The sequence below is a fragment of the Streptomyces sp. NPDC039462 genome (assembly GCF_055639375.1).
The window spans coordinates 1,028,218-1,054,054 of record NZ_JBVKAO010000001.1; the positions used below are offsets into that span (position 1 = coordinate 1,028,218).

At 72.4% G+C, this 25,837-nt stretch carries 29 protein-coding genes; 19 read left to right on the forward strand and 10 right to left on the reverse strand.

The genetic code is table 11. The features are described 5' to 3' along the window. Positions 1-60: 60 nt before the first annotated feature. The 3 genes from ACZ7LU_RS04335 to ACZ7LU_RS04345 all read right to left on the reverse strand — a co-directional run bounded on the left by ACZ7LU_RS04335 (position 61) and on the right by ACZ7LU_RS04345 (position 2,858). On the reverse strand, positions 61-603 hold the full coding sequence (locus tag ACZ7LU_RS04335) for a nucleoside/nucleotide kinase family protein (protein ID WP_471915644.1): 543 nt from the start codon (positions 601-603) through the stop codon (positions 61-63). Positions 604-685: 82 nt separating this feature from the next. Beyond that, the gene (locus ACZ7LU_RS04340) at positions 686-1,783 is read right to left on the reverse strand and encodes an enolase C-terminal domain-like protein (RefSeq protein ID WP_398299667.1); all 1,098 of its coding nucleotides are present in this window, start codon (positions 1,781-1,783) and stop codon (positions 686-688) included. Between the two features lie 82 nt (positions 1,784-1,865). Beyond that, positions 1,866-2,858, reverse strand: a complete 993-nt coding sequence (locus ACZ7LU_RS04345) for a TIGR03557 family F420-dependent LLM class oxidoreductase (RefSeq protein ID WP_471915645.1) — start codon at positions 2,856-2,858, stop codon at positions 1,866-1,868. A gap of 217 nt (positions 2,859-3,075) precedes the next feature. On the opposite strand from ACZ7LU_RS04345, the gene ACZ7LU_RS04350 reads away from it, so the two are divergent. Both ACZ7LU_RS04350 and ACZ7LU_RS04355 read left to right on the forward strand, forming a co-directional pair. Further along, positions 3,076-4,467: an NAD(P)/FAD-dependent oxidoreductase gene (locus ACZ7LU_RS04350; RefSeq protein WP_471915646.1), complete on the forward strand. Its 1,392-nt coding sequence runs from the start codon at positions 3,076-3,078 to the stop codon at positions 4,465-4,467. Beyond that, a complete protein-coding gene (locus tag ACZ7LU_RS04355; RefSeq protein WP_471915647.1) occupies positions 4,442-6,295 on the forward strand; it encodes a transketolase in 1,854 nt (617 codons plus the stop codon). Before ACZ7LU_RS04350 ends, ACZ7LU_RS04355 begins: the two co-directional genes overlap by 26 nt. 24 nt (positions 6,296-6,319) lie before the next feature. Here the strand turns inward: ACZ7LU_RS04355 and ACZ7LU_RS04360 are convergent, their stop codons facing one another. Then, positions 6,320-6,910, reverse strand: a complete 591-nt coding sequence (locus tag ACZ7LU_RS04360; protein ID WP_471915648.1) for a hypothetical protein — start codon at positions 6,908-6,910, stop codon at positions 6,320-6,322. A 224-nt stretch (positions 6,911-7,134) separates the two neighbouring features. On the opposite strand from ACZ7LU_RS04360, the gene ligD reads away from it, so the two are divergent. The 11 genes from ligD (at position 7,135) to ACZ7LU_RS04415 (ending at position 13,658) form a co-directional block, all read left to right on the forward strand. Further along, the gene (gene ligD, locus ACZ7LU_RS04365) at positions 7,135-8,094 is read left to right on the forward strand and encodes a non-homologous end-joining DNA ligase (protein WP_471915649.1); all 960 of its coding nucleotides are present in this window, start codon (positions 7,135-7,137) and stop codon (positions 8,092-8,094) included. A 79-nt stretch (positions 8,095-8,173) separates the two neighbouring features. After that, entirely contained in the window at positions 8,174-8,560 is a 387-nt protein-coding gene (locus ACZ7LU_RS04370; protein WP_470982612.1) for a gas vesicle protein GvpO, read from the forward strand. A gap of 122 nt (positions 8,561-8,682) precedes the next feature. Beyond that, the gene (locus ACZ7LU_RS04375; RefSeq protein ID WP_398299654.1) at positions 8,683-9,111 is read left to right on the forward strand and encodes a gas vesicle structural protein GvpA; all 429 of its coding nucleotides are present in this window, start codon (positions 8,683-8,685) and stop codon (positions 9,109-9,111) included. Further along, positions 9,108-9,848: a GvpL/GvpF family gas vesicle protein gene (locus ACZ7LU_RS04380; RefSeq protein WP_468302530.1), complete on the forward strand. Its 741-nt coding sequence runs from the start codon at positions 9,108-9,110 to the stop codon at positions 9,846-9,848. The genes ACZ7LU_RS04375 and ACZ7LU_RS04380 overlap by 4 nt, the downstream gene beginning before the upstream one ends. A gap of 10 nt (positions 9,849-9,858) precedes the next feature. Beyond that, positions 9,859-10,098 (forward strand): gas vesicle protein GvpG, encoded by a 240-nt coding sequence (locus tag ACZ7LU_RS04385; RefSeq protein ID WP_471915650.1) that lies wholly within the window; start codon positions 9,859-9,861, stop codon positions 10,096-10,098. A 2-nt stretch (positions 10,099-10,100) separates the two neighbouring features. After that, entirely contained in the window at positions 10,101-10,823 is a 723-nt protein-coding gene (locus tag ACZ7LU_RS04390) for a DNA primase (protein ID WP_471915651.1), read from the forward strand. Next, positions 10,816-11,979 carry an SRPBCC family protein gene (locus tag ACZ7LU_RS04395; RefSeq protein ID WP_471915652.1) on the forward strand — a complete coding sequence of 388 codons (1,164 nt, stop codon included), beginning with the start codon at positions 10,816-10,818 and terminating at the stop codon, positions 11,977-11,979. The genes ACZ7LU_RS04390 and ACZ7LU_RS04395 overlap by 8 nt, the downstream gene beginning before the upstream one ends. Continuing rightward, on the forward strand, positions 11,976-12,338 hold the full coding sequence (locus ACZ7LU_RS04400) for a gas vesicle protein (RefSeq protein WP_398299646.1): 363 nt from the start codon (positions 11,976-11,978) through the stop codon (positions 12,336-12,338). The genes ACZ7LU_RS04395 and ACZ7LU_RS04400 overlap by 4 nt, the downstream gene beginning before the upstream one ends. Beyond that, positions 12,319-13,170 carry a GvpL/GvpF family gas vesicle protein gene (locus tag ACZ7LU_RS04405; protein ID WP_398299644.1) on the forward strand — a complete coding sequence of 284 codons (852 nt, stop codon included), beginning with the start codon at positions 12,319-12,321 and terminating at the stop codon, positions 13,168-13,170. Before ACZ7LU_RS04400 ends, ACZ7LU_RS04405 begins: the two co-directional genes overlap by 20 nt. Continuing rightward, complete coding sequence (locus tag ACZ7LU_RS04410) at positions 13,167-13,355, forward strand: gas vesicle protein (protein WP_362992974.1); 189 nt, start codon at positions 13,167-13,169, stop codon at positions 13,353-13,355. The genes ACZ7LU_RS04405 and ACZ7LU_RS04410 overlap by 4 nt, the downstream gene beginning before the upstream one ends. Positions 13,356-13,358: 3 nt before the next feature. Then, positions 13,359-13,658, forward strand: coding sequence for a gas vesicle protein K (locus tag ACZ7LU_RS04415; RefSeq protein WP_398299642.1), 300 nt, complete (start codon positions 13,359-13,361; stop codon positions 13,656-13,658). 26 nt (positions 13,659-13,684) lie between these two features. Here ACZ7LU_RS04415 and ACZ7LU_RS04420 read toward each other — a convergent pair whose 3' ends face one another. Next, entirely contained in the window at positions 13,685-14,500 is an 816-nt protein-coding gene (locus ACZ7LU_RS04420; RefSeq protein WP_471915653.1) for a class I SAM-dependent methyltransferase, read from the reverse strand. Between the two features lie 105 nt (positions 14,501-14,605). Further along, positions 14,606-16,135 carry a phosphatase PAP2 family protein gene (locus tag ACZ7LU_RS04425; RefSeq protein WP_471915654.1) on the reverse strand — a complete coding sequence of 510 codons (1,530 nt, stop codon included), beginning with the start codon at positions 16,133-16,135 and terminating at the stop codon, positions 14,606-14,608. A 104-nt stretch (positions 16,136-16,239) separates the two neighbouring features. Here ACZ7LU_RS04425 and ACZ7LU_RS04430 point away from each other — a divergent pair, with 104 nt between their 5' ends. Beyond that, positions 16,240-17,868, forward strand: coding sequence for an ABC-F family ATP-binding cassette domain-containing protein (locus tag ACZ7LU_RS04430; RefSeq protein ID WP_398299636.1), 1,629 nt, complete (start codon positions 16,240-16,242; stop codon positions 17,866-17,868). A 20-nt stretch (positions 17,869-17,888) separates the two neighbouring features. Here ACZ7LU_RS04430 and ACZ7LU_RS04435 read toward each other — a convergent pair whose 3' ends face one another. Further along, a complete protein-coding gene (locus ACZ7LU_RS04435) occupies positions 17,889-19,430 on the reverse strand; it encodes an alpha/beta hydrolase (RefSeq protein ID WP_471915655.1) in 1,542 nt (513 codons plus the stop codon). 242 nt (positions 19,431-19,672) lie between these two features. On the opposite strand from ACZ7LU_RS04435, the gene ACZ7LU_RS04440 reads away from it, so the two are divergent. From ACZ7LU_RS04440 to ACZ7LU_RS04450, 3 genes are read left to right on the forward strand one after another with little or no spacing between them, the layout of a single operon-like run. Further along, positions 19,673-19,906, forward strand: a complete 234-nt coding sequence (locus tag ACZ7LU_RS04440; protein ID WP_471915656.1) for a DUF6158 family protein — start codon at positions 19,673-19,675, stop codon at positions 19,904-19,906. After that, positions 19,903-20,499 carry a TIGR03086 family metal-binding protein gene (locus tag ACZ7LU_RS04445; RefSeq protein ID WP_398299631.1) on the forward strand — a complete coding sequence of 199 codons (597 nt, stop codon included), beginning with the start codon at positions 19,903-19,905 and terminating at the stop codon, positions 20,497-20,499. Before ACZ7LU_RS04440 ends, ACZ7LU_RS04445 begins: the two co-directional genes overlap by 4 nt. A 30-nt stretch (positions 20,500-20,529) precedes the next feature. Further along, positions 20,530-21,546 (forward strand): Ppx/GppA family phosphatase, encoded by a 1,017-nt coding sequence (locus tag ACZ7LU_RS04450; RefSeq protein ID WP_468712590.1) that lies wholly within the window; start codon positions 20,530-20,532, stop codon positions 21,544-21,546. Positions 21,547-21,562: 16 nt separating this feature from the next. Here the strand turns inward: ACZ7LU_RS04450 and ACZ7LU_RS04455 are convergent, their stop codons facing one another. Continuing rightward, a complete protein-coding gene (locus ACZ7LU_RS04455; protein WP_468557587.1) occupies positions 21,563-22,117 on the reverse strand; it encodes a type 1 glutamine amidotransferase domain-containing protein in 555 nt (184 codons plus the stop codon). Between the two features lie 131 nt (positions 22,118-22,248). Continuing rightward, on the reverse strand, positions 22,249-22,623 hold the full coding sequence (locus ACZ7LU_RS04460) for a CBS domain-containing protein (protein WP_398299626.1): 375 nt from the start codon (positions 22,621-22,623) through the stop codon (positions 22,249-22,251). Between the two features lie 160 nt (positions 22,624-22,783). Here ACZ7LU_RS04460 and ACZ7LU_RS04465 point away from each other — a divergent pair, with 160 nt between their 5' ends. Beyond that, entirely contained in the window at positions 22,784-22,912 is a 129-nt protein-coding gene (locus ACZ7LU_RS04465; RefSeq protein WP_398299624.1) for a hypothetical protein, read from the forward strand. 72 nt (positions 22,913-22,984) lie between these two features. Here ACZ7LU_RS04465 and ACZ7LU_RS04470 read toward each other — a convergent pair whose 3' ends face one another. Then, positions 22,985-24,775: a thiamine pyrophosphate-requiring protein gene (locus tag ACZ7LU_RS04470; RefSeq protein ID WP_471915657.1), complete on the reverse strand. Its 1,791-nt coding sequence runs from the start codon at positions 24,773-24,775 to the stop codon at positions 22,985-22,987. A gap of 249 nt (positions 24,776-25,024) precedes the next feature. Here ACZ7LU_RS04470 and ACZ7LU_RS04475 point away from each other — a divergent pair, with 249 nt between their 5' ends. After that, positions 25,025-25,834, forward strand: a complete 810-nt coding sequence (locus ACZ7LU_RS04475) for an RNA polymerase sigma factor SigF (protein ID WP_398299620.1) — start codon at positions 25,025-25,027, stop codon at positions 25,832-25,834. Positions 25,835-25,837: the final 3 nt, after the last annotated feature.

A 25,837-nucleotide genomic window follows, 5' to 3' on the forward strand; every position in this document is an offset into this window, starting at 1 on the left:
CGACGTAGCCGTGGACGTAGGCCTGGGGCCCCGCCGCCGAGTCGGCGCCGCCCCGTCCCCTCAGCGCCCCGCCCACCCCGTGACGCCCACCACCTCCGCCGCGATGTCCCGCACCTCGCGGCCGTCCGTGGTGACGTGGTGTGTGCCGGGGGCGGCATGCTCGTCCAGGTGGCGGGCCATGAACGTACTTCTCCGCAGCTGCTGTTCGAGTTCCGAGCCGCGTTCGCGGGCGGTGAGGCGCTGCTCGGCCGTGGTGTCCGTCGCGGTCAGCAGGACGCGGATGAGGCGCGGGCCGTCCAGCGCCCGGGTGAAGAGGTGTTCCTCGGCGGCCAGGACACTCGCCGTATTCGTGTAGACGAGCCGGCTGCAGCCGAGCGCGCGGTAGTTGGCCCAGATCGCCGCGAGATTGCGGCCCGTGATCCCTGAGCGGTCCGGGTCGTCCGGCGGCGCCGGGTGAACCGCGTCCAGGAGGTCGCCCTCGATCAGGGCGTGGCCGATGTCGGCCGCCCGCAGCAGGGCCGCCACCTCCAGGCCGACCGACGACTTGCCGACGCCCGACCGGCCTCCGATGAGCAGCACTTCCGCGCCCCTGCCCGCACTCATGCGTCTCTCCTCATGGGCCGAGCCTCCCAGGGCGCCCCGGCCCGACGCGACCGGGAATCGACCGGGAACCAGAGCGCGGCTCTCAGGCGACCCGGAACTCCTCCACGTCCTCCGTCCGCAGTTGCAGTCCGTGGCCGACGCCGCCGCCCGGGCGGACCACGCCCCCGGTCGGGTCGAGCGCTCCGTCGAAGAACATCGACTCGATCCGCACGTGGTCGTGGAACCACTCGATGTGCCGCAGGTTCGGCACGCAGGCAGCGGCCGCCGCGTGCGCGTGCGGCGCGCAGTGGCCCGAGACCTCCAGGCCGTGCGCCTGGGCGAGGGCCGCCGCGCGCAGCCACTCCGTGATCCCGCCGCAGCGGGTCGCGTCCACCTGGAGGCAGTCCACGGAGGGGATCATGCGGGCGAAGTACGGGAGGTCGTAGCCGTAGCCGCCCGCCGTCACGTCGCACACCAGGGCGTCCCTGACGAGCGAGAGCCCGCGCAGGTCGTCCGAGGAGACCGGCTCCTCGAACCAGCCGACGCCGTGCTCGGCGAGCACCCGGCCCACCCGCACCGCCTGTTTGCGTGTGTAGCCGCCGTTCGCGTCGACGTACAGCTCGGCCTGCGGGCCGATGACGTCGCGCGCGGTGCGGACCCGGGATACGTCGCGGGCGGCCGACCGACCCCAGGCCTCGCCGACCTTGATCTTGACGCGCGGGATGTGCTGTCCGTGCACCCAGCCGTTCAGCTGGGCCGCCAGGTGGGTGTCGTGGTACGTCGTGAAGCCGCCGCTCCCGTAGACGGGCACCTCGTCGCGGGCCGCCCCGAGGAGGCGTACGAGAGGCAGCTCCAGGAGGCGGGCCTTGAGGTCCCACAGGGCGATGTCGATCGCCGAGATCGCGCACCCGGCGGCGCCGGGGCGGCCGGTGTTGCGGACGGCCTGGGTCATCGCGTCGTGCGCGGCGGGGATGTCGAGGGCGTCGAGTCCCTTGATGACGGGGGTGAGTTGCTCGTCCACCAGGGCGGCCACCGTCGCGGGGGCGTAGGTCCAGCCGGTCCCCGTCGCGTCGCCCGCCGTGACCTCGGCGACGACGATGGTCGTGGTGTCCCAGGCGAAGGTGCCGTCGGCCTCCGGCGCGTCGGCGGGCACGGTGTAGGCGGAGACGACGGGTCGTTCGAGGGGAACTTCGTGGTTCATCGGGTCTGTCCTGGGTCGTGACGCGTGGTGAGCGGGTGCCGGGTGCTTTCGCCGGCACCCGCGGGGCGCCGGGTCGTGCGTGTCATCGCAGCGCACCGTCCCCGGGCGTGGCGGGCGGGGCGCTCTGGAGCTGCGGCAGGACCTTCGTGCGGTAGAAGTCGAAGAAGCCCCGCTGGTCCGGGCCGATCTGGCTCACGTACACGCGGTCGAAGCCCGCGTCGGTGAAGGCGCCGAGCGTGCCGACGTGTTCGTCCACGTCGTCGCCGCACGTGAAGGAGGAGGCGGCCATCTCGTCGGTGACCAGCGGGTCGAGCTGCTCGAAGTGGCGCGGCGTCGGCAGGAGTTGCGCCATTTCGCCGGGCAGTAACTGACTGCTCCACAGCTCGCGCGCCCGGCGCACCGCGGCCTCGCGGTCGAGGCCGTAGCAGACCTTGACGCCGCCGCTGACCGGCTTGCCGCCGCCACCGCCCTTGCGGTAGCGGGAGACCAGCGTCTCGTCGGGCGTCATCGTGATGAAGCCGTCGCCGATGCGGGCGGCGAGCGCCGTCGCCTTGGGGCCGAAGCCCGACACGTCGATGGGCACGGGCTCGTCCGGCACCGTGTACAGGCGGGCCTTCTCGACGGTGTAGTGCGTGCCGTGATGGTTGACCTCCTCGCCGGTGAAGAGGTTCCGCATCACCTGGACGGCCTCCTCCAGCATCTCCAGGCGGACGTGGGCGGGCGGCCATGGCCCGCCCAGGATGTGTTCGTTGAGCGCCTCGCCCGTGCCGACGCCGAGCCGGAAGCGGCCGCCCGTCAGTACCGCGCTCGTCGCCGCGGCCTGCGCCACGACCGCCGGGTGCATGCGCACGGTCGGGCAGGTCACCGCGGTCTCCACGGGCAGCGACACCGCCTCCGCGAGTGCGCCGATCACCGACCAGACGAACGGGCTCTGCCCCTGCGCCGCGTTCCACGGGTGGTAGTGGTCGGAGATCCACAGCGCCTGGAACCCGGCCTGTTCGGCCATCCGGGCCTGCTCGACCAGTTCGGCGGGACCGAACTCCTCGGTCGCCAGGAAATATCCGTACTCGGGCATGGGGGGTTGCACCTCCGGTGGGCGGCGGAGCTGGATGAATACGGCTGCGGGTAACCCCCGGGCGCCGGGGGCAAACGGCGCTCGGGCGGCGTCCCTCAGGCGGGGTCCCGGCATCCGCGGCGGTGAATTCCGCGGCCCGGGGCGGGAGTTTGGCCTCCGTCGCGCAGGGGCACGCGGGGGGTCCGACCGCGCCGGACCCGACCCTCCGGAGGCGCACGTGAGCCGACCCCGCATCGTCATCGTCGGAGCCGGGTTCGCCGGTTACCGCACCGCCCGCACCCTGTCCCGGCTGACCCGGCACAAGGCCGACATCACCCTGCTCAACCCGACCGACTACTTCCTCTACCTGCCGCTGCTGCCGCACGTCGCCACGGGCGTCCTGGAGCCGCGGCGCGTCACCGTCTCCCTCTCCGGCACGCTCCCGCGCGTACGCCTCGCGCTCGGCGAGGCCGACGGCGCCGACCTGGAACGGCACAAGGTGACGTACACCGACCCGGAGGGACAGCGCGGTGAGCTGCCGTACGACCGGCTCGTCCTCAGCGTGGGCAGCGTCAACAAGCTGCTCCCCGTGCCGGGCGTCGCCGAGCACGCGCACGGCTTCCGCGGCATGCCCGAGGCGCTGTACCTGCGCGACCACATCACCCGCCAGCTGGAGCTCGCCGCGACCGCGCCGGACGCGGCGACCTGCCGGGCCCGCTGCACCTTCGTGGTCGTCGGCGCCGGCTACACCGGCGTCGAACTCGCCGCCCACGGCCGCCTGTTCACGGACGCCCTGGTGCGCAGGCAGCCGCTGCGGCAGGGCATCAGGCCCCGCTGGCTGCTGCTCGACATCGCCGACCGCGTCCTGCCCGAGCTCGACCACCGCCTCTCGTCCACCGCCGACCGCGTGCTGAGGCGGCGCGGCGTGGACGTCCGCACCGGGACCTCCGTCAAAGAGGCCACATCCGACGGAGTACTTCTGGACGACGGGGACTCCGTCGACACACGCACCCTCGTCTGGTGCGTCGGCGTACGCCCCGATCCGCTCGTCGCGGGACTCGGCCGTCCGCTGGAGCGGGGACGGCTGCGCGTCGACACGTTCCTCCAGGTGCCGGGCCACCCCGAGGTGTTCGCCTGCGGGGACGCCGCGGCCGTGCCCGACCTGACCAGGCCCGGCGAGGTCACCCCGATGACCGCGCAGCACGCCTGGCGCCAGGGCGCGACGGCGGCACGCAACGTCGCCGCGTCGCTCGGCTTCGGCACCCGGAGCACCTACCGCCACCGCGACCTCGGTTTCACCGTGGACCTCGGCGGCGCCCAGGCCGCCGCCAACCCGCTCGGCGTGCCGCTGTCCGGGCCGCTCGCCGGAGCCGTCACCCGCGGCTACCACCTGGCGGCGATGCCCGGCAACCGCGTGCGCGTCGCCGCGGACTGGCTCCTGGACTCCCTGCTGCCGCGCCAGGCCGTGCAGTTGGGGCTCGTCCGCTCGTGGTCCGTACCGCTGGAGTCCACCTCGCCGGAGGTGGCCCGCGTGCCGCACCAGCGGACGAAGGGGAGCACGCCGCCCGAGAACGCCACGACCCCGATGCCTGAGGAGGGCCCCGATGCCGACCAGCACCGCACAACTTGAGGCGCTCGCCCAGCAGTTGCGTGTCGACTCCGTCCGGGCCGCGGCCGCCGCAGGATCCGGACACCCCACCTCGTCGATGTCCGCCGCCGACCTGATGGCGGTCCTCGTCGGCCGCCATCTCCACTACGACTTCGACCGCCCCGACCACCCCGGCAACGACCGCTTCATCCTCTCCAAGGGCCACGCGTCGCCGCTCCTCTACGCCGCGTACAAGGCCGCCGGAGCGCTCACCGACGACGAGCTGCTCACCTTCCGCGAGCACGGCAGCCGCCTCGAAGGCCACCCCACGCCGCGCACCCTGCCCTGGGTCGAGGTCGCCACCGGCTCGCTGGGGCAGGGGCTGCCCGTCGGCGTCGGCATGGCCCTGTCCGGGAAGCGGCTCGACAGGATCCCGTTCCGCGTCTGGGTGCTGTGCGGCGACAGCGAACTGGCGGAGGGCTCCGTGTGGGAGGCCGCCGAGCACGCCGGGTACGAGCACCTCGACAACCTCACCGCGATCGTCGACGTCAACCGGCTCGGCCAGCGCGGCCCGACCCGCCACGAATGGCAACTGAGCGCCTACGCAGTCCGGTTCAAGGCATTCGGCTGGCATGTGGTCGAGACCGACGGGCACGACGTCGACGCCGTCGACCGCGCCTGCCAGGAAGCCGGATCCACCGCCGGACAGCCCACCGTGATCCTCGCCCGCACCGTCAAGGGCAAGGGCGTCGCCGCCGTGGAGAACCGCGAGGGCCTGCACGGCAAGCCGCTGCCGGACGCCGAAGCGGCCGTCGAGGAGCTGGGCGGCGCACACGACGTACGCGTGGAGGTGCGCAGGCCGGCCGCCGCGCGGACGCTGCACGCCGTGCGCAGCGGCCACCTCGAACTGCCCCGCCACGCACTGGGCGACGCCGTCGCGACCCGCACCGCCTACGGCCAGGCGCTCACCGCGCTCGGCACCGCACGCGGCGACGTGGTGGCCCTGGACGGCGAGGTCGGCGACTCGACACGGGCGGAGTACTTCGCCAAGGAGCACCCCGACCGGTTCTTCGAGTGCTACATCGCCGAACAGCAACTCGTCGCCGCCGCCGTAGGATTGGCGGCCCGCGGCTGGGTGCCGTACGCCTCGACGTTCGCGGCGTTCCTCACCCGCGCCCACGACTTCGTGCGGATGGCGGCGGTCAGCGGCGCCGACATCAACCTCGTCGGCTCGCACGCGGGCGTCGCGATCGGCCAGGACGGCCCGTCCCAGATGGGCCTGGAGGACCTGGCGCTCTTCCGCGCGGTGCACGGCTCCACCGTCCTGTACCCGTGCGACGCCCACCAGACCGGGCAGCTCGTCGCCGAGATGGCAGGACTCGACGGAATCCGCTACCTGCGTACGTCACGCGGGGACGCGCCCGTCATCTACGGACCCGACGAGAGGTTCCCGGTCGGCGGCTCCAAGGTGCTGCGCTCCAGTGACGCGGACCGGCTGACCGTGGTGGCGGCGGGGGTGACCGTCCACGAGGCGCTGACCGCGGCGGACGCGCTCGACCGCGAGGGCGTCCCCGCGCGCGTCGTCGACCTGTACTCCGTCAAGCCCGTCGACCGCGACGCCCTGCGCGAGGCGGCCGAGCGCACCGGCTGCCTGCTCACCGTCGAGGACCACCGGGAGCAGGGCGGCCTCGGCGACGCGGTCCTCGACGCGTTCACCGACGGCAGGCCGGTGCCGCGCCTGGTGCGGCTCGCGGTGCGGACGATGCCGGGCTCGGCCTCCCCGGCGGAGCAGCTGCGCGCCGCCGGCATCGACGCGGAGTCGATCGTGGCGGCGGCGCGGCTCCTGGTGGAGCAGGGCGTGGTCCGCTGAGCAGGAGCAGGAGTACGAGCGCGGTCAACGCGATCGTGTTGCCCTGAACCAGGCGTTCGCCGACGGGTGGAACATCAGCGCCGTAGCCGTGAGCGCGGCGGCCAGGTGCAGCACGACCCCCGTGCCGGCCGGCCAACGGTCGGGCCAGGCCGCCAGGGTCGGCGCTGCCAGCGCCCCGAACGCCCCCAGGGCGCCCGTCAACGCCCAGCGCGGCCAGCGGGAGCCGCGGCGCAGCCGCACCGCGACCAGGACGACCGCGGAGAACAACGCCATACGCAGCAGGAGCCCTCCCGTGAACCCACCGATGAACCCGCCGGTGGACGCGTCGAGGTCACTGCCCCCGGACGCCTCCCTGACGACCGTGAGCACCATCGCGAAGACGCCCGCGGCCGCCGCGGTGAGCCAGAGCGCGAAGGCCGCCCTGACGGCGGCGGGCGCGGGCGGCTCGTCGGTGCCGGGCAGCATGCGGGCGAGGAGCCCGGGTTCGGGGGAGCGGGGCCGGGGGCGGGGGACTCGGGGCAGGGCGGGGTGGGAGACGGGGGCGCCGGGGGACCGCCGGTCAGGACCGGAGGCATTCGTCACATCGGCGTTGTGCGTCGGGGAGCTGTGCTTCATGGCGGGCCTCACAGGAGCGGGACGACTGGTCGACACGGTCCGATCCTTCCGGCCGGGAGCCCATGCGGCACGCCCGCCGTCCCCCGGCTTACGGGTGGTGTCAGCCACCCTCCCGACCAGGGTGAACACCACCGTGTCGGTGCGGCCGGGGGCGACTACCGGACCTGACGCTGGGTACTCGCCGGGTCACGTCGCACTTGGCGAACCGAGCCGAAGGGACCCCCATGAACGACGTACGGACGGTGCGGGCCGGCCGCCGCACCGTAGAGCTGCACCGACCGCAGAAAGTCCTCTTCCCCGGCCTCGACGGCAAGGGCAAGGGCGGCGGAGGCACCGAGGGGGACCACGGCGGCACGGGCCACACGAAGGCCGACCTCTTCGACTACTACCGGGCCGTCGCCCCCTTCATGCTGCCCCACCTGCGCGACCGGCCGCTGATGCTGGAGCGCCACCCGGACGGTGTCGACGGCCCGCAGTTCATGCAGAAGGACACCCCGGACCACTATCCGGACTGGATCACCCGCGTCGAGGTGGCCAAGGAGGGCGGCACCGTCACCCACACCGTGTGCGACGACACGGCGACCCTGCTCTTCCTGGCCGACCAGGCCTGCGTCACCCTGCACCGCTGGCTCTCCCGCACGGCCCGGATCGACCGCCCCGACCGGATCGTCTTCGACCTGGACCCCTCGACGGACGACTTCGGCGCGGTGCGCGACGCCGCGCGCCTCCTCGGCGAACTGCTCGACCACATGAACCTGCCGTCCGCCCTGATGACGACGGGTTCGCGCGGGCTGCACGTCGTCGTGCCGCTCAACGGCCACCACGACTTCGACGACGCGCGCGCCTTCGCCAAGGACGTCGCCGACACCCTCGCCGAAGCCCATCCCGAGCGGTTCACCACGGCCGCCCGCAAGAAGGACCGCGGCGACCGGCTCTACCTCGACGTACAGCGCAACGCGTACGCGCAGACGGCGGTGGCGCCGTTCTCGGTGCGGGCCGAGCCCGGGGCCCCGGTGGCCGTGCCCATCGCCTGGGAACAGCTCGACGACCCCGCGGTGCACGCCCGGAGCTGGACCATCGACAACGCGGTGGAGCAGGCACGCACCGACCCGTGGGCCGGCGTCCTGCGCTCCGGGCGCGCACTCGGCCCCGCCCGCCGCAAACTCCGCGCACTGCGCGGCTGACCGCCCCGGCGTCCTGGCCGGACACGTAGCGATCACGTTTGGCCAAGGCTCTTCGGGTAACCCGGTGAAGGAGGTGAACATGGCCAATACGTCACGTAAGACCACAGAAGACGCAGACAGTAAGGCATCAGGCGAAAAGACGTCCGGTGAGAAGACGTCACAGGCCAAGGAGGCTGACGGCGAGAAGGCTTCGCTCCCCGGTCCCATGGCGGTGCTCCGCCACGCCAGGGAACAGCTCGCCGAGCTGACCGGGGCGACGCCTGAATCGGTGTCATCCTTCGAACGCACCGAAGACGGCTGGCTGTTGGAGATCGAGGTCCTCGAACTCTCCCGTGTCCCCGACACGATGAGTCTCCTCGCGAGCTACGAAGTGCAGCTGGACCCGCAGGGCGAGCTGACGGGCTACCGACGGCTCCGCCGTTACGAGCGCGGACGCTCCGAACCCCGCGGCACCGGCGGCCGCTAGCAGGAAGGCCGGACCGGACAGCGCAGGACAGGACCGGAGAAGGGCAAGCCAAGACAGGACAGCCAAGACAGGACAGCCAAGACAGGACAAGAGCACCCAAGACCCAAGGAGGCACAGTCGGCATGACCGTAGTCCCGGCACAACAGTCCGGCGGCGGAGGCGGCACCAGTGGCCTGTACGACGTCGTGGAGCTCATCCTCGACCGAGGACTCGTCATCGACGCCTTCGTACGCGTTTCGCTCGTCGGTATCGAGATCCTGAAGATCGACGTCCGTGTCGTCGTCGCGAGCGTCGACACCTATCTCCGGTTCGCCGAGGCGTGCAACCGCCTCGACCTGGAGACCGGAAAGAAGAAGGACCCCGGCCTGCCCGACCTCGTGGGCGAGATCACCGAGTCCGGCGCCAAGGGCAAGTCCAAGGGAGCGCTCTCCGGAGCCGCCGAGACCATATCGGACGCCTTCAAGCAGTCCCGTGAGGAAGGCCAGCGCCAGACCGAGGACCGGCCGAAGCGCCGTTCCACCACGTCCCGCCGGAAGGAGGAGCAGGAGTGACCACCTACGTCTACGGCATCGCGAGCAGCTCCCACCCGGCGCTGCCCGAGGGCATGGAGGGCATCGGCCGGCCGGCCTGCCCCGTGCGCATCCTGAAGAGCGGTGAGCTCGCCGCCATCGTGAGCGACGCCCCCGAGGACCTCAAGCCCAAGCGGCGCGACCTCCTCGCGCACCAGAACGTCCTGTCGGAGGCCGGCGCCGCGGGCTCCGTGCTGCCGATGCGCTTCGGCAGTCTGGCCCCTGACGACGAGACGGTCACCTCCGTGCTCGGCGAACGGGCCGACCACTACTTGGAGCGGCTGCGCACCCTCGACGGCAAGGTCGAGTACAACGTGAAGGCCTCCCACCACGAACAGGCCGTACTGCACCAGGTCCTCGCCGAGAACCCGGAGCTGCGCGCGATGGTCGAGGCCAACCAGCGCCAGGGCGGCGGCACCCACGAACAGAAGCTGCAGCTCGGCGAGATGGTGACCTCGAACGTGCGGGCCCGTGAGCAGAGCGACGCCGTCGAGGTGCGGCGCGCCCTGGAACCGGCCGCCGAAGCGGTCGCCGACGGCCCGGAGAGCAGCGGCTGGCTGGCGAACATCTCGTTCCTGGTGAACCGCAAGTCCGCCGAGGGCTTCCTCTCGGCCGTCGAGGAGCTGCGGGCCACCCAGCCGCACCTGGACCTGCGGGTGCACGGTCCGCTGCCCCCGTACAGCTTCGTCGACCCGGGACCCGCCAAGTCCGCGGAGTGAGAGTGACGGCATGGGCCTGATCGGTGAACTGCTCCTGCTGCCTCTCGCCCCGGCCCGCGGCTCCCTCTGGGTGCTCAGGCAGGTGGTCGACGAGGCGGAGCGGCAGTACTACGACCCCTCGGCGATCCGTCGTGAACTCTCCCGCCTCGAGGAGCTCCTGGAGGCGGGAGAGATCGACGAGACCGAGTTCGAGCGGCGCGAGGACGAGCTCCTCGACCGACTGCAGCACAGCACAGGACAGGACTTCTGAGAATGAACCGAATGGCAGTGGGCCTCGCCGTGGGCGCGGGATACGTCCTCGGTCGCACGAAGAAGGCGAAGTTCGCGTTCGCCGTCGGCACGATGGTGGCCGGCAAGCGGCTCAACCTGAGCCCCAAGGCGCTGGGCGCCTTCGTGAACCAGCAGCTGCAGAACAACCCGCAGTTCAAGGAGATCGGCGACCAGCTCCGCCAGGACATGCGGGGCGTGGGCAAGGCGGCCACGGGATCGCTCCTCAACCGGCAGCTCGAAGGTCTCGCCGACCGGCTGCACGACCGGACCCTCGGCGTCCAGGACCGCATCGCCGGCGTGGTGCCGGGCCAGGCGGACGACGCCGACGAGGACGAGGACACCGAGAGCCGCGACGAGGACCAGGACACCGAGAGCCGCGACGAGGACCAGGACACCGAGAGCCGCGACGAGGACCGGGATCAGGGAGAGGACCGGGACGAGGACGCGAAGCCCGAGCGGTCGCCGCAGCGCAAGAAGGCGCCGTCGAAGCGGACCGCCAGGAAGCCGGACGAGAAGCCGGACGCCAAGTCCGCTCCGAAGGCCGCCGCGAAGAAGACCCCGGCCAAGAAGAGCCCGCAGAAGACAGCCCGTAAGACCGCGCAGAAGAAGTCCACCGCGGCGGCGCGCGGCACCGCCCGCAGGGCCGCGTCGTCGGCGTCGTCCCGCAGCGGCGGCAGGGCGAAGGGAGGCAGCGACCATGGCTGAGTCACCACTGAGCAACATCACGCGCAGCCCGGCCGCCGACCGCCTGAAGGAAGAGGCGCAGGCCTACTTGATGGCGCAGGTCGAGCGCATGCTCGTCGGCGTGGGCCACCGGCTCGGCGACGCCACCGTCAAGCTGAACGACATAGCGGAGGGCAAGAGCCCCGGCTTCGGCAAGCTGGCGGCCCAGGCGGGCAAGAAGGTCGCCGAGGGCAAGGGCCCGGTGCGCAGCGCGCTGGAACTCGGCGGCAGCCACCTGAAGGACTCCGTGAAGGGCGCCGTCCAGAACATCGGCGGCGGCAAGCGCAAGAAGGGCGGCGCGGGCCAGAAGCCGACAGTCATCATGGAGTACGTCGACGTGGGCGTGCCGCTCCGCGAGGCGTACGACCAGTGGACGCAGTACCAGGAGTTCGCCACGTTCACCAAGGGCGTCAAGGACGCCACCGTGGCGAGCGACACGGACACCGACTGGAAGCTCAAGGTCTTCTGGTCCACCCGCAGTCTGAAGGCGCACACCACCGAGCAGGTGCCGGACCAGCGCATCACCTGGACGTCCGAGGGCGGCAAGGGGACGACGAAGGGCGTCGTCACCTTCCACGCGCTCGCCGAGAACCTCACCCGGGTGCTGCTGATCATCGAGTACTACCCGAAGGGCCTCTTCGAGAAGACCGGCAACATCTGGCGCGCCCAGGGCCGCAGGGCCCGTCTCGACCTCAAGCACTTCGCCCGGCACATCACGCTGCGCGGCGAGGCGAGCGACGGCTGGCGCGGCGAGATCCGCGACGGCGAGGTCGTCCGCAGCCACGAGGACGCCGTGGCCGAGGAGGAGGACGAGCGCGCGGACGAGCACGAGGCGCAGGACGAGCACGAGGACGAGCCCGAGGCGCAGGACGAGCCGGAGTCCGAGTACGACGAGGAAGAGGACGAGCGGGAGGACGAACCGGCCGAGGAGTACGAGGACGAGGACGAGCCCGAAGAGGCGGAGGACGAGGAACTCCGGGGCGAGCACGACCACGAGCTCGGTGAAGAGGACGAGCCCGAGCCGGAGGACGAGCCCGAGGACGAGTACGACGAAGAGGTCGAAGACGAGGCCGACGCCGACGAGGAGAAGCAGCGCGAGTACGCCGAGTCGGCCGGCGGCGGACGGGCCCGTCGATGACGACCTCTTCTGGCGGCGGACTGCCCGGCCCCTACGGCGGAGGAGGCGGCGGAGCCAACCTCGCCGACATCCTCGAACGCGTCCTGGACAAGGGCATCGTCATCGCCGGCGACATCAAGATCAACCTGCTCGACATCGAACTGCTCACCATCAAGCTCCGCCTCATCGTCGCCTCCGTGGACAAGGCCAAGGAGATGGGAATCGACTGGTGGGAGGGCGACCCGGCGCTCTCCCAGGGGGCGCGCCGCACGGAACTCTCCCGGGAGAACGCCGAGTTGCGCCAGCGCCTGGCGGAACTGGAGGAGCGGATGTCCCTGGAGCCGGCCGACAAGGAGACACATGAACGCCGTGAACGATGATCCGCACGGCGACGGCCCGCGCCACGACGACCTGCGGTACGTCTACGCGGTCTGCCGCCCCTTCACCGCACCGCTCGCCGCCGACCTCACCGGGGTCGGCGGCGTGCCGCCCCGGCGCCTGGAGCACGAGGGCCTGGTCGCCCTGGTCGGCCCGGTGCCGGAGCGGGACTTCGCGGAGGACGCTCTCCGCGCCCACCTGGAGGACCTGGACTGGCTCGCCGACACGGCCCGCGCGCACCAGCGGGTGATCGACGCGCTCACCTCCGTCACCTCACCGCTGCCGCTGCGCCTCGCGACCGTCTTCCGTGACGACAGCGGCGTACGCGCCATGCTGGCGGACGGCGCTGAGCGCTTCCACCGTGTCCTCGAACGGATCGACGGACGCGTCGAGTGGGGCGTGAAGGTCCACCTCCTGCCGAGCGAGGAGTCCGCGGCGCCGCAGGCCGCCGCGCCGGCCCGGCAGACCGGGCCGACCAGCGGGCGCGACTACCTGCGCAGGCGGCGCAGCCAGCGCACGGCGCAGGAGGAGGGCTGGCAGCGGGCCGAGGCCTTCGCCCGGCGGCTGCACGAGACACTGTCGCGGCACGCCGAGGACTCCCGGCTGCACGCGCCGCAGAACGCGGAGCTGTCCCGCACGCCGGGCCGCAATGTGCTGAACGCGGCGTATCTGGTGAGCCGCGAGGACTCCGAGGAGTTCGTCGAGCTCGTGGACCGCACGAAGGACGAGGACGAGGGGACGAGCCGGCTGCGGGTGGAGCTGACGGGGCCGTGGGCCGCGTACTCCTTCACCGGCGACGAACGCGCCGACGAAGAGAAGGACCGTGCCGAATGACCGTCGTCGAACGCCGCGAGATCGCCCTGGTCGACCTGCTCGACCGGCTGCTCGCGGGCGGCGTCGTCATCAAGGGCGACATCACCCTGCGGATCGCGGACGTCGATCTCGTACGCATCGACCTCAACGCGTTGATCAGCTCGGTGAACGAACAAGTGCCGTCGCCGTGGCCGGACAGGGAGTGAACCATGGAACCGGAGCGCCGCGACGAACACCGCAAGCGCATGGACCTCGACCCCGACACCGTGGAGCGGGACCTGGTGAAACTGGTCCTGACCGTCGTCGAACTCCTCCGTCAGCTGATGGAGCGACAGGCAGTGCGCCGCTTCGACACCGGTGAGCTGACCGAGGACCAGGAGGAGCGGATCGGCCTCACGCTGATGCTCCTGGAGGACCGGATGGCCGAACTCCGGAACCGGTACGGGCTGCGGCCCGAGGACCTGAACCTGGACCTCGGGCCGCTGGGCCCCCTGCTCCCCAGGGAGTGACCCGCTCCGGCGGAGAGCCAGGCGGCTCACTTCCGGCAGAGCACCTCCCCGTGCAGCACCGCGAACCACGCGTCCTGCCGGCCGCCCCACTCCCGCCATGCCGCGGACACGGCGCGCAGCTCCTCCACGTCCGCGTGGCCGCCCGCCACCGCGCGCTCGGCGTACGTGGAGGCGAGCGTGCGGTCCGCCCACAGGCCGCTCCACCAGGCCCGCTCGTCCTCGGAGCTGTAGCACCAGGTGGCGGCGGTCGCGGTGATGCCGGTCTCCGCGAAACCGGCCTCCAGGGCCCAGGACTTGAGCCGGCGCCCCGCGTCGGGCTCGCCGCCGTTGGCCCGGGCCACCCGCAGGTAAAGGTCCAGCCAGTCGTCCATGGCGGGCAGCTCCGGATACCAGGTCATCGCCGAGTAGTCCGCGTCGCGGACCGCCACGATGCCGCCAGGCCTGCAGACGCGGCGCATCTCGCGCAGCGCCCGCACCGGGTCGCCCACGTGCTGGAGCACCTGATGGGCGTGGACGACGTCGAACGTGTCGTCGGGGTGGTCGAGTTCGTGCACGTCGGCGACGGCGAACCCGACATTGCGCAGGCCGCGTTCGGCGGCGGTGGCGCGCGCCGTGTCCAGGATGCCGGGGGCCCGGTCCACGCCGGTGACATGGCCGTCGGGGACCAGCGCGGCGAGGTCCGCGGTGATGGTCCCGGGGCCGCAGCCGATGTCCAGGACCGTCATGTCGGGCTTGAGCGAACCGACCAGGTAGGCGGCCGAGTTGGCGGCGGTGCGCCAGGTGTGCGAACGCAGCACGGACTCGTGGTGCCCGTGCGTGTAGACGGCGGTCTCCTCCGGCATGGCGGAACTCCTTCGGGTGCGACTGTACGAGGCACCGTACGCCGTCATGCCGAATAGTGAGACTGGCGTATCAATATGTGGTCAGTGCGTTCCGTTGGCGGACAGTCAGCGGGCCGCCGGGAACGGCCGGTAGACGGTCAGCGCCTCGGGCAGCTTGTCGACCGTCAACGACCCCTGGACCCGCGTCACTTCACCGTCGTACGCCACGACCGTGCCCGCCGCGAGGCCGTCCACCCGCAGCCGGGGCAGCCGTGCGGCCGTCTGCGCGGGGGAACGCACATCGGGCCCCGTCAGCGCCGCGGCGAGGAGCCTCGCGCCCGGCCTGCGGCCGCCGTGCACGACGCGGACGTCGAGCAGCCCGTCCGCCAGGTCGAGCCTGCGGCCCGGAGTGAGGCCCGGCCGGTGGTAGGTGCAGTTGCCCGCGAAGAGCATCCACATCGCCCGCTCCTTGCCCCGGAACTTCGCGACCAGCGGCCGTTCGTCGGAGCGCAGCACCTTCAGCGCCGCGAGCACCGAGGCAGGATGGCCGCCGATGCGGTGCGCCCAGTGCTCGCGCTGCCGCACCAGCTCCGGGTACACGCCGAGGCTGAACGTGTTGAGGAAGTAGCCCTCTTCCTGCTCCTCGGACCCGTTCTCCGAGGTGAAGCGGCCGACGTCCACGGCGACCGCGTCGCCCGCCTCCACCGCGCAGGCCAGGTCGCGGGCGTCCTCGACCCCGAGGTCGTACGCGAAGTGGTTGAGCGTGCCGCCGGGCAGCACCGCGAGCGGCAGGCCGTGGTGCAGCGCGACCCGGGCCGCGGCGTTCACCGTGCCGTCGCCGCCGCACACACCAAGGACCTGAGCGCGGGCCGCGGCCTTCTCCAGCTCGGCGCCGATGTCGGCGGGCTCGGCGACGACGACCTCCGCCTCCGGCAGCGCGTCGCGCAGCGACTTCACGCGCTGCGGGGTGCCGGCCCCCGCGTTGGCCACCAGGACGAGCCCCGCGCCGCCCGGCAGCGCGGGCGCCGTCACCCGGGGGCGGCCGGGCGGCGCCAGCTGCGCCCGCGTCGGCACCAGACCGCGCACCGCGAACGCCGCGCCCGCGCCCAGCGCCCCGCCCACCAGGACATCGCTCGGAAAGTGCGCCCCGGTGTACACGCGGGAGACCGCGACGGCCGCCGCGAGCGGCGCGACGGCCGCACCCCACGCCCGCGACTCCAGCGCCACACCCGTGGCGAACGCCGCGGCGGACGCCGAGTGGCCCGAGGGGAACGACGTGGTGATCGGCTGCCGCTTGAGCCGCCGGATCAGCGGCACCGGGTCGAGCAGCGGCCGGGGCCTGCGCACCGAGCGCTTGCCCAGCGTGTTGATCGTCGCGGAGGCCAGCGTCAGGGACGCCACGCCGCGCAGGGCCGCGCGCCGGGCCCGCGGGGTGCGCGTCGCGGCGATCCCCGCGGCCGTCGCGAACCACAGCACGCCGTGGTTGGCGCTCCGGCTCAGCCGGGGCAGCACCGGGTCGGCGCCGGGCCAGTGCCGCGCGGCGACCGCTTCGAACAGCCGGCTGTCGAGGGAGACCATGCGGGCCTTGAACGGATGGTGCCCGGCGGCGGGGCGGGACAGGTCGATGCCGGAGACGTCCGGGGAGTCAGCGCACATGCCGCACGCGTACCCTGCGCGCCGCCCTTCAGGCCGGACGGGTGAAGCGGACCGGGCGGGAATCGGTTTGCCCGGGCACCCGTCGGCCACGGACAATCCCGCTCATGGGACATCTGGAAGCCGCACACCTTGAGTACTACTTGCCGGACGGGCGGGCGCTGCTCGGTGATGTCTCCTTCCGGGTCGGCGAGGGCGCCGTCGTCGCCCTCGTCGGGGCGAACGGCGCGGGCAAGACGACGCTGCTCCGGCTGATCTCCGGCGAGCTCCAGCCGCACGGCGGCAGCGTCACCGTGAGCGGCGGACTCGGCGTGATGCCGCAGTTCGTGGGCTCCGTGCGCGACGAGTCCACCGTGCGCGACCTGCTCGTCTCCGTCGCCCAGCCGCGGATCCGCGAGGCCGCGAAGGCCGTCGACGCCGCCGAGCACGCGATCATGACGGTCGACGACGAGGCCGCCCAGATGGCGTACGCCCAGGCGCTCTCCGACTGGGCGGAGGTGCAGGGGTACGAGGCGGAGACCCTCTGGGACATCTGCACCACCGCCGCGCTCGGCGTCCCCTATGACAAGGCCCAGTTCCGCGAGGTCCGCACGCTCTCCGGCGGCGAGCAGAAGCGCCTCGTCCTTGAGGCCCTGCTGCGCGGCACCGACGAGGTGCTGCTCCTCGACGAGCCGGACAACTACCTCGACGTACCGGGCAAGCGCTGGCTGGAGGGGCAGCTCAAGGAGACCCGCAAGACCGTCCTGTTCGTCTCCCACGACCGGGAGCTGCTCGCCCGCGCCGCCGAGAAGATCGTCAGCGTCGAGCAGAGCCCCGGGGGCGCCGACGCGTGGGTGCACGGCGGCGGCTTCGAGACGTTCCACGAGGCCCGCAAGGAGCGCTTCGCGCGCTTCGAGGAGCTGCGCCGCCGCTGGGACGAGAAGCACGAGCAGCTGAAGAAGCTGGTGCGCACCCTGCGCCAGGCCGCCGACGTCAGCCACGAGATGGCCTCGCGCTACCACGCGGCGCAGACGAGGCTCCGCAAGTTCGAGGAGGCGGGCCCGCCGCCCGAGCCGCCGCGCGAGCAGGACATCACCATGCGGCTGCACGGCGGGCGGACCGGCGTCCGGGCCGTGACCTGTGAGGGACTGGAGCTCACCGGCCTGATGCAACCCTTCGACCTGGAGGTGTTCTACGGCGAGCGGGTCGCGGTCCTCGGCTCGAACGGCTCGGGCAAGTCGCACTTCCTGCGGCTGCTCGCGGGCGACACCGACAACCCCGTCGCGCACACCGGGTCCTGGAAGCTCGGCGCGCGCGTCGTGCCAGGCCACTTCGCGCAGACCCACGCGCACCCCGAGCTGATGGGCCGCACGCTCCTGGACATCCTGTGGCGCGAGCACGCGCAGGACCGCGGCGCCGCGATGTCCCGGCTGCGGCGGTACGAGCTGACGGGCCAGGCGGAGCAGAAGTTCGAGCGGCTCTCCGGTGGCCAGCAGGCCCGCTTCCAGATCCTCCTGCTCGAACTGCAGGGCTGCACGGCACTGCTCCTCGACGAGCCCACGGACAACCTCGACCTGGAGTCCGCCGAGGCGCTCCAGGAAGGTCTTGAGGCGTTCCAGGGGACGGTCCTCGCCGTCACCCACGACCGCTGGTTCGCCCGCTCCTTCGACCGCTATCTCGTCTTCGGCAGCGACGGCCGGGTCCGTGAGACGCCGGAGCCCGTGTGGGACGAGCGGCGGGTCGACCGGGTGCGGTAGACCCGCCGCTCCGCCGGGCGTCAGCCGAAGGCCGGCGACGCCGGCTGCGGGCGCCCGGCCCCCGGTGCCGCACGGCACGTCACGTCCTTCGCCGGCAGCCTGCCGGTGACCAGATAGGCGGTGGCGGTGTCCTGGGCGCACCGGTCGGCCGGGCCCGCCGCCATGCCGTACGCGACGCCGTGGCCCTCGCCCTCGTCGACGGTGACCAGCCGGGAGCCCTTGAGCGCGCGTTGCATGCCCCGCGCGGTCGACAGCGGGGTCTGCGAGTCCCACTCGTTCTGCAGGATCAGGGTGCCGACCTTGTTGTCGATCCTGGTCAGGGGCTCCACCGGGCGGTCCCAGAAGGCGCACGGCGTGATGTTGGACGCGAAGTCCCCGAACAGCGGGTAGCGGGCCGCGTCACGGACCGAGTCGCGGCGGTACGTCTCCGGATCGCGCGGCGAAGGGGCGTCGCCGCACATCACGGTCCAGAGCGACGACAGCAGGTTGTCCGGGCTCTCCGGCGCGGACGGGAGCTCGGGGACCGGCTTGCCGGCGGCGGCGTCCTTGAGGAGGACGACGAGTTCGGCGGCGCTGCGGACGGTGAAGAACTCGCGCCGCAGGAGGACGCGGACGTCCGCGCCGGTGAGCTTCTCCGTGCCCACCACGATCGGGTCCCGGTCGGCCCGCTCCACCAGGCGCCAGAAGGCCGCGGCGACCTCGTCCGGGGTCTTCCCCAGGTGGTACGTGGCGGAGCGCTCGGCGGTCCACCGCGACCAGCGGGCGAACGCGGGCTCGGCCTCCGAGGCCCACACCTGGATCATCTTCCGCCACATGCGCTTCGGATCGACGGCGCTGTCCAGGACGAACCGGTCGGCGCGTCCGGGGAACAGCTGCGTGTAGGTGGCCCCGAGGGCCGTCCCGTACGAGACGCCGAAGTAAGAGATCTTCTTCTCGCCGAGGACGGCCCGCAGGACGTCCATGTCCCGAGCCGTGTTGCGGGTCGTCATGTGCGGCAGCCTGTCGCCCGCCCGCGCGCGGCACTTGTCCGCCACGGTCTTCGCCCATCTGACGCTGTCGCCGAACGGCTTGTAGGGGCGCGGCCACTGCCGCTCCGCCTCGGTGAGCCCGCAGTTGACGGGTGCGCTCCGGCCGACGCCACGGGGGTCGAACCCGATGAGGTCGTACCGGTCCTTCACGGACGCGGGCAGGTGCTCGGAGAGGTGGAGCGGCAGGCCGAGCCCGGGGCCGCCCGGGCCGCCGGGGTTGGAGAGCAGGACGCCGCGGCGCTTGCCCGCGTCGCCCGCCCTGATCCGGGATATCGCGAGGTCGATGGTGGCGCCGGCGGGGTGGCGGTAGTCGAGCGGCACCTTGATGGTGGCGCACCGGAATCGGGCGGGCGTGTCGGCGCCGCACCGCTGCCAGTCCGGGGTCTGGTGCGTGAAGCGGGCCGCGTGGCCGCTTCCGGTGCCCTGCCGGGGCGCGGCGGAGGCCGGCAGCGCGGTGAGGCCGGGGAGGAGCGTGGCGGTTGCGCCGAGCGCGAGGATCGGTAAGAGGCGGCGGCGTGGGGCGGAGCGGGGCACGGGGTGGTCCTTCCGGTCGCAGAAGTCCTGACGACCGGAGGGACGCCGGAACAGAGCCCCCTGCCTCCCCCGTGGGAACCGCTGTTTCAGGACATCTCCCGAACCTCTTCCCACCACCCCCGCACGCCCCTGTCACGCACCGGGAGCGCGCGCGAACCGTGTGCGGTGCATCCTGGATAGTACGGGCCCAGCGGGTACCCGGGAGGCAGGGAGCGAGACGACCACAGCGATGGGAGCGCGCCATGAACGGAGTCGAGCCGAGCCGGCTGGACGACCAGCAGCTCATCAAGGAGCTGGAGACGATCCACCGCACCCGCCACACCACCCTGCTGCACGGTTCGAGCGACGCCCTGCGGGCCCACAACGAACGCATGGCCCAGCTGGAGGGCGAGTATCTGCGCCGCCACCCGCACCGCTCCGTGGCGGGCGGACGGACCCGCGAAGGCGCGCGGGAGAGGGGAACGACAAGCTCATGACGGACCGTTCCGCAAGCAAGGCCGACCCGCCCCTGCTGGACCGGCACGGCGCGGCGCTCGACCTCTTCACCGACCGCGTGCACGCCGTCCGCGCCGACCAGTGGGACGACCCCACGCCCTGCACCGACTGGACCGTGCACGACCTGGTGAACCACCTCACGGCCGAACAGCTGTGGGTGCCGCCGCTGGTCCGCGACGGCGCCACGATGGAGTCCGTCGGCGACCTCTTCGAGGGGGACATGCTCGGCCCGGACCAGATCGCCTCCTGGGACACCGCGGCCGCCGCCTCCAGGGCCGCATTCCGCGAGCCGGGTGCCCTGGACCGCATCGTCCACCTCTCCTCCGGGGACGCGTCGAGCACCTTCTACTGCGGGCAGATGACCGTCGACCTCGTGGTGCACGCCTGGGACCTGTCCCGCGCGATCGGCGCCGACGAGCAACTGCCCGACGAGCTCATCGACTTCGCCGTACGGGAAGTCGCCCCGTACGCCGATGAGTTGGAGAAGAGCGGCCTCTTCGCCCCCGCGGTGGAGCCGCCGCCCGACGCGGACGCGCAGACCAAGCTGCTGAACCTCATGGGCCGCAGGGTGTGACCCCCTCGCCGCAGAGGGAACCTGATGTCCATGAGAGTCGGTGTGGTGGATGTGGGATCGAACACGGTGCGCCTGGTCGTCGCGGACGCCGACGGGCAGGTGCCGTTGCCGGTCCACACGGTGAAGAGACGGCTGCGGCTCGGCGAGCACCTGGACCAGGACGGGCGGCTCGGCGAGGAGCCGGTCCGGCAATTGGTCGCCGCGGTGCGGGACGTGCAGGAAGAGGCGCGGAGGTGGGGCGTGGCCGAGCCCTTCGCCTTCGTCACGTCGATCGTGCGCGACGCCCCGAACCGCGCGGAGGTCCTTGAGGCGGTGGCGGCGGGGACCGGGGTCCGGCTGCGCACCCTGTCCGGTGAGGCCGAGGCGGAGCTGACGTTCCTCGCCGCCAGGCGGTGGATGGGCTGGCGCGCGGGGCCGCTGGTGCTCTTCGACATCGGCGGCGGCTCCCTGGAGGTGGCCTTCGGGCGTAGCCGCCTGCCGGACTACGCCGCCTCGCTGCCGCTGGGGGCGAGACGGCTGACGCGGGAGCTCTTCGACGGCCAGGACCCGCCCCGCGAGGAGGACCTCAAGGCGGTGCGCCGCCAGGTGCGCCACCAGCTGCGCGACGTGGCCGCGCGGATCCGCTGGGAGATGCCGCACACGGCCGTCGCCACGTCCCGCACGTTCCAGCAGCTCGCCCGGTTGTGCGGGGCGGCTCCCGGTCGCTACGGACCGTTCATGGAGCGGCAGTTGGGCCGCGCCGAGCTGGGCAAGGCGGTCCGGGAACTGGCCCGGCTGCCCGCCGACCGGCGCGCACAGCTGCCGGGCATCTCGGCGGCGCGCGCCGGGCAGTGCGTGGCCGGCGCGGTCGTCGCCCACACGGCCATGAAGCTGACCGGGATCGAGACGGTGACGGTCTGCCCGTGGGCGCTGCGCGAGGGGATCCTGCTGCGCTACATCGAGGACGGTGACGCCGACTGGTGGGCCGGGGAACATGTGCACACCGCCGACGGCGGTCGCGGTGACCCGGCGTCCCTGCAACTGGCCACCGCGACCTGCGCCACCTGAACGCGGCCCTTCCGGGCTACTTCCCCTTGGTCCCCTTGGCGAACTCCGCGAGGAACGCCTCGCAGAACGCCTTGAGGTCGTCCGGCTTGCGGCTGGTGACGAGCGTGTTGGGGCCGCCCGTGCAGACCTTGACCTGCTCGTCGACCCAGGTGCCGCCCGCGTTGCGGATGTCGGTCTTCAGGCTCGGCCAGGAGGTCAGCGTCCGGCCGCGCACCACGTCCGCCTCGACGAGCGTCCACGGGGCGTGGCAGATGGCCGCCACCGGCCTGCCCTGCTCGAAGAAGTCCCGTACGAACGCGACGGCCTTCTCGTCCATCCGCAGGAAGTCCGGGTTGGCGACCCCGCCGGGCAGCACGAGCCCGTCGAACGCGTCGGCCCGCGTCTCGCCCACGACCTCCTGGACGGGGAACGTGTCCGCCTTGTCGAGGTGGTTGAAGCCCTGGACCTCGCCGGACTGCGTCGACACCAGGACGGGCTCGTCGCCCGCGCCCTCGACGGCCTGCCACGGGTCGGTGAGTTCGATCTGCTCGACGCCCTCGGGCGCCACGAGAAACGCGATGCGCTTCGGCATGGCGGAGTGTCCTTTCTCTTCTTCCGGCTCCTGCACAGCTGTACGGGTGCCTCTCCGTGCGGGTTATATGTAGGCCCTTTTGCCCTTTCTACGGGCCTTTGGTCCCACGGTGGTACAGCGACACGGCACGTCTACGCGAGGCCCGGCGCGAGGTCGCCGAGGCTGACCATCCCCACCGGCCGGCCGTCCTCGACGACGGGCAGCCGCCGTATCGCGTGGTCGCGCATCAGACCGACCGCTGCCGACACCGCGTCGTCGGGACCCACCACCACCGGGTTGGGCGTGCAGACGGCCTGCGCGCTGACCGTCAGCGGATCGGCGCCGTCCGCCACGGCGCGCAGCGCGATGTCCCGGTCGGTGAGCACGCCGAGAACCCGGCCGTCCACGGTGACGAGGACGTCGCCGATGTCCTGGGCACGCATCAGCTGCGCCGCTTCCACCAGAGAAGCGTCGGGGCGGACGGCCACGACGCCCGGCGTCATGACCTCCCTCACGTAATCGGCCATGGCTGGGCCCTTCCTGCATATGTCCTTCGTACGTTCGTCGTGTGCCTTCGCCGCAGTACCCCTGAGCCCCGCGGCCATGCCCTTTCCGGGAGGTTTGCGCCGCCGGGCCGGGGAGACCCGGGCAGCGACACCCCCCACACCGACTGGGAGGGCAGAGGTCATGGCGGTACTCGCCGTATTCATCCCGCTGGTCATGCTGGGCGTGGTCCTGGCGCTCGGCCGGTACGAGGAAATGCTGCTGCCGCCCGCGAAGAACCCGGACGACGTCATAGGGCGCCGCACCGCGTGACGCGGCAGCACGGTGCCGCCGGGCCTGTGGAAACGGCCGGGCGGCACTGTCGCGCGCGGCACCCTCCGGGCCTCAGTGCCGGCCCCACTCCTGCATCTTCGCCTTCAGGCCCTGCTTGAGCATCGAGCCCCGGTCCGCGTCACCCTTGAGCATCGAGGTCACCGTGGCCTCCAGCTGGTCCCACGTCGCGTGCGGCGGGATCGGCGGGACCGCGGGGTCGGTGCGGAACTCGAGCACCGCGGGGCCGTTCGCCGCGAGCCCGGCGCGCCAGGCCTCCTCGACGTCCTCGGGGCGCTCCACCAGGATGCCGGTCAGCCCGATCGAGCGGGCGAACTCGGCGTACGGCACGTCCGGCAGCGATTGCGACGGCAGGAAGGACGGGGCGCCCTCCATCGACCGCATCTCCCACGTCACCTGGTTCAGGTCCTGGTTGTTCCACACACCGACGACCAGCCGCGGATCGTCCCAGCGGTGCCGGTACTTGGCGGCGGTGACCAGCTCCGCCATGCCGTTCATCTGCATCGCCCCGTCCCCCACCAGGGCCACCACGGGCCGGTCGGCATGTGCGAACTTCGCCCCGATCGCGTACGGCACACCGCACCCCATCGTGGCGAGAGTGCCCGACAGGGAGGCCCGCATGTCGCCGCGGATCGTGAGGTGGCGCGCGTACCAGTTCGCCACCGAGCCCGAGTCGGCGGTGATGATCGCGTTGTCGGGCAGCAGCGGGTCGAGGGCGCGCGCCACGTGCTCCGGATTGACCGGGTCGGCGGAGAGCGCCGCCCTGCGCTCCAGCACACCCTTCCAGCGCGTCACGTTCGCGCGGATCTCGTCGTGCCACTCGCGGCAGACCGCACGGCGGTTCTTGTCGATGAGCGGGATCAGCTCGCGCAGCGTCGCCCGCGCGTCGCCGACGAGATTCACCTCGTACGGATAGCGCATCCCGACCATGTGCGGATCGATGTCGATCTGCACGCCCCGCGCGGAGCCGAACTCCGGCAGGTACTGCGAGTAGGGGAAGCTCGACCCGATCGTCAGGAGCGTGTCGCAGTCGCGCATCAGCTCGTAGCTGGGGCGGGTGCCGAGCAGACCGATCGAACCGGTGACGTAGGGAAGCTCGTCGCTCAGCGCGTCCTTGCCGAGCAGCGCCTTCGCCACGCCCGCGCCGAGCACCTCGGCGATCTCCTCGACCTCGGCACGCGCCCCCGCCGCTCCCTGCCCGATGAGGATCGCCGCCTTGTCGCCGGAGTTGAGGACCTCCGCGGCGCGCTCCAGGGCGGTCGGCGAGGGCATCGCCGTCCAGCTGCTGCGGTCCAGGCTGGAGGGGACCATCTTGAACGCGTGCGGGGGAGGGGAGTACTCCAGCTCCTGTACGTCACCGGGGACGATGACGGCCGTCGGGCAGCGCCGCGCGTACGCGGTGCGGATCGCCCGGTCGATGACGTTGGGCAGCTGCTCGGGCACCGTCACCGTCTCGACGAAGTCGCCCGCCACGTCCTTGAACAGCGTGTGCAGGTCGACCTCCTGCTGGTACGAGCCGCCCATCGCGCTGCGGTCCGTCTGCCCGACGAGGGCGAGGACCGGCACGTGGTCGAGCTTCGCGTCGTAGAGACCGTTGAGGAGATGGACCGCCCCGGGGCCCGACGTCGCCACGCACACGCCGAGCCGCCTGCCGAACTTGGCGTACCCGACGGCCTGGAGGGCGGCCATCTCCTCGTGCCGCGCCTGCACGAAACGCGGCCGGTCCTCGGCCCTGCCCCAGGCGGCGAGCAGACCGTTGATGCCGTCACCCGGATAGCCGAAGACCTGCTCGACGCCCCAGGCGCGCAGCCTCTCCAGAATGTGGTCGGCGACCTTGACGCTCATGACGGAGCCCTCCGGGCGGATCGGGGATCGGAAGTCCCGTCCGGGTGTCCGGCGGAACCGTCGAGAAACCTCGGGGTGTTTGCTGCGGGAAGGTCGGGGCAGGCGGAAGAGAGTGCTTCGGACCGGAGGCACGTCCGTGGGAGCGACCGCGTCGCTCGCCCCCGGGTGTGCCCGCAGTGCTCCGGCACGCACTCACTCCCACGGTGACCGTCCACCCCAAGGCACCCCACGAGGGAGTTGCGACGCACCATGCGATCCCACGCCAGCACCGCAGTGGCCACCAGGACCAAGCGGCACCCGCACGACGACGCCCCCGACACGGCGGAAGGCTTCGCCCGCCTCGTCGAGATGGAACCCGGCCCCGAACGCGACGCCCTGCGCCAGGAGCTCGTCCGGGCCTGGCTGCCCATGGCCCAACGGCTCGCCGCCCGGTTCCGCAACCGCGGCGAGGCCCTCGACGACCTGCGGCAGGTCGCCGCCCTCGGCCTCGTGAAGGCCGTCGACCGCTACGACCCGCAGCGCGGCACCGCCTTCGAGAGCTACGCGGTACCGACCGTCACCGGTGAGATCAAGCGGCACTTCCGCGACCACATGTGGACCCTGCACGTGCCGCGCCGCGTCCAGGACCTGCGCAACCGCGTCCGGTTCGCCCGCCAGGACCTCTCCCAGATCTCGGGCCGCGCCCCCACCGTCGCCGAGATCGCCGAGCACGCGCAGATGAGCGAGGAGGACGTCAAGGCCGGCCTGGAGGCGCTCGACAGCTTCACCGCGCTCTCCCTCGACGCCGAACTGCCCGGCAGCGAGGACGGCTACTCGCTGAGCGACGCGCTCGGCGAACCCGACCCCGCGCTCGACGTCGTCGTCGACCGCGAGGCCGTCAAGCCGCGCATCGCGGAGCTGCCCGAGCGCGAGCGGGAGATCCTCTACATGCGCTTCTTCGGCGACATGACGCAGAGCCGCATCGCGGACGAGATGGGCATCTCGCAGATGCACGTCTCACGGCTGATCAGCCGCTGCTGCGACCGGCTCCGCGACCAGGTCATGCGGGACGCCGCCTGACGC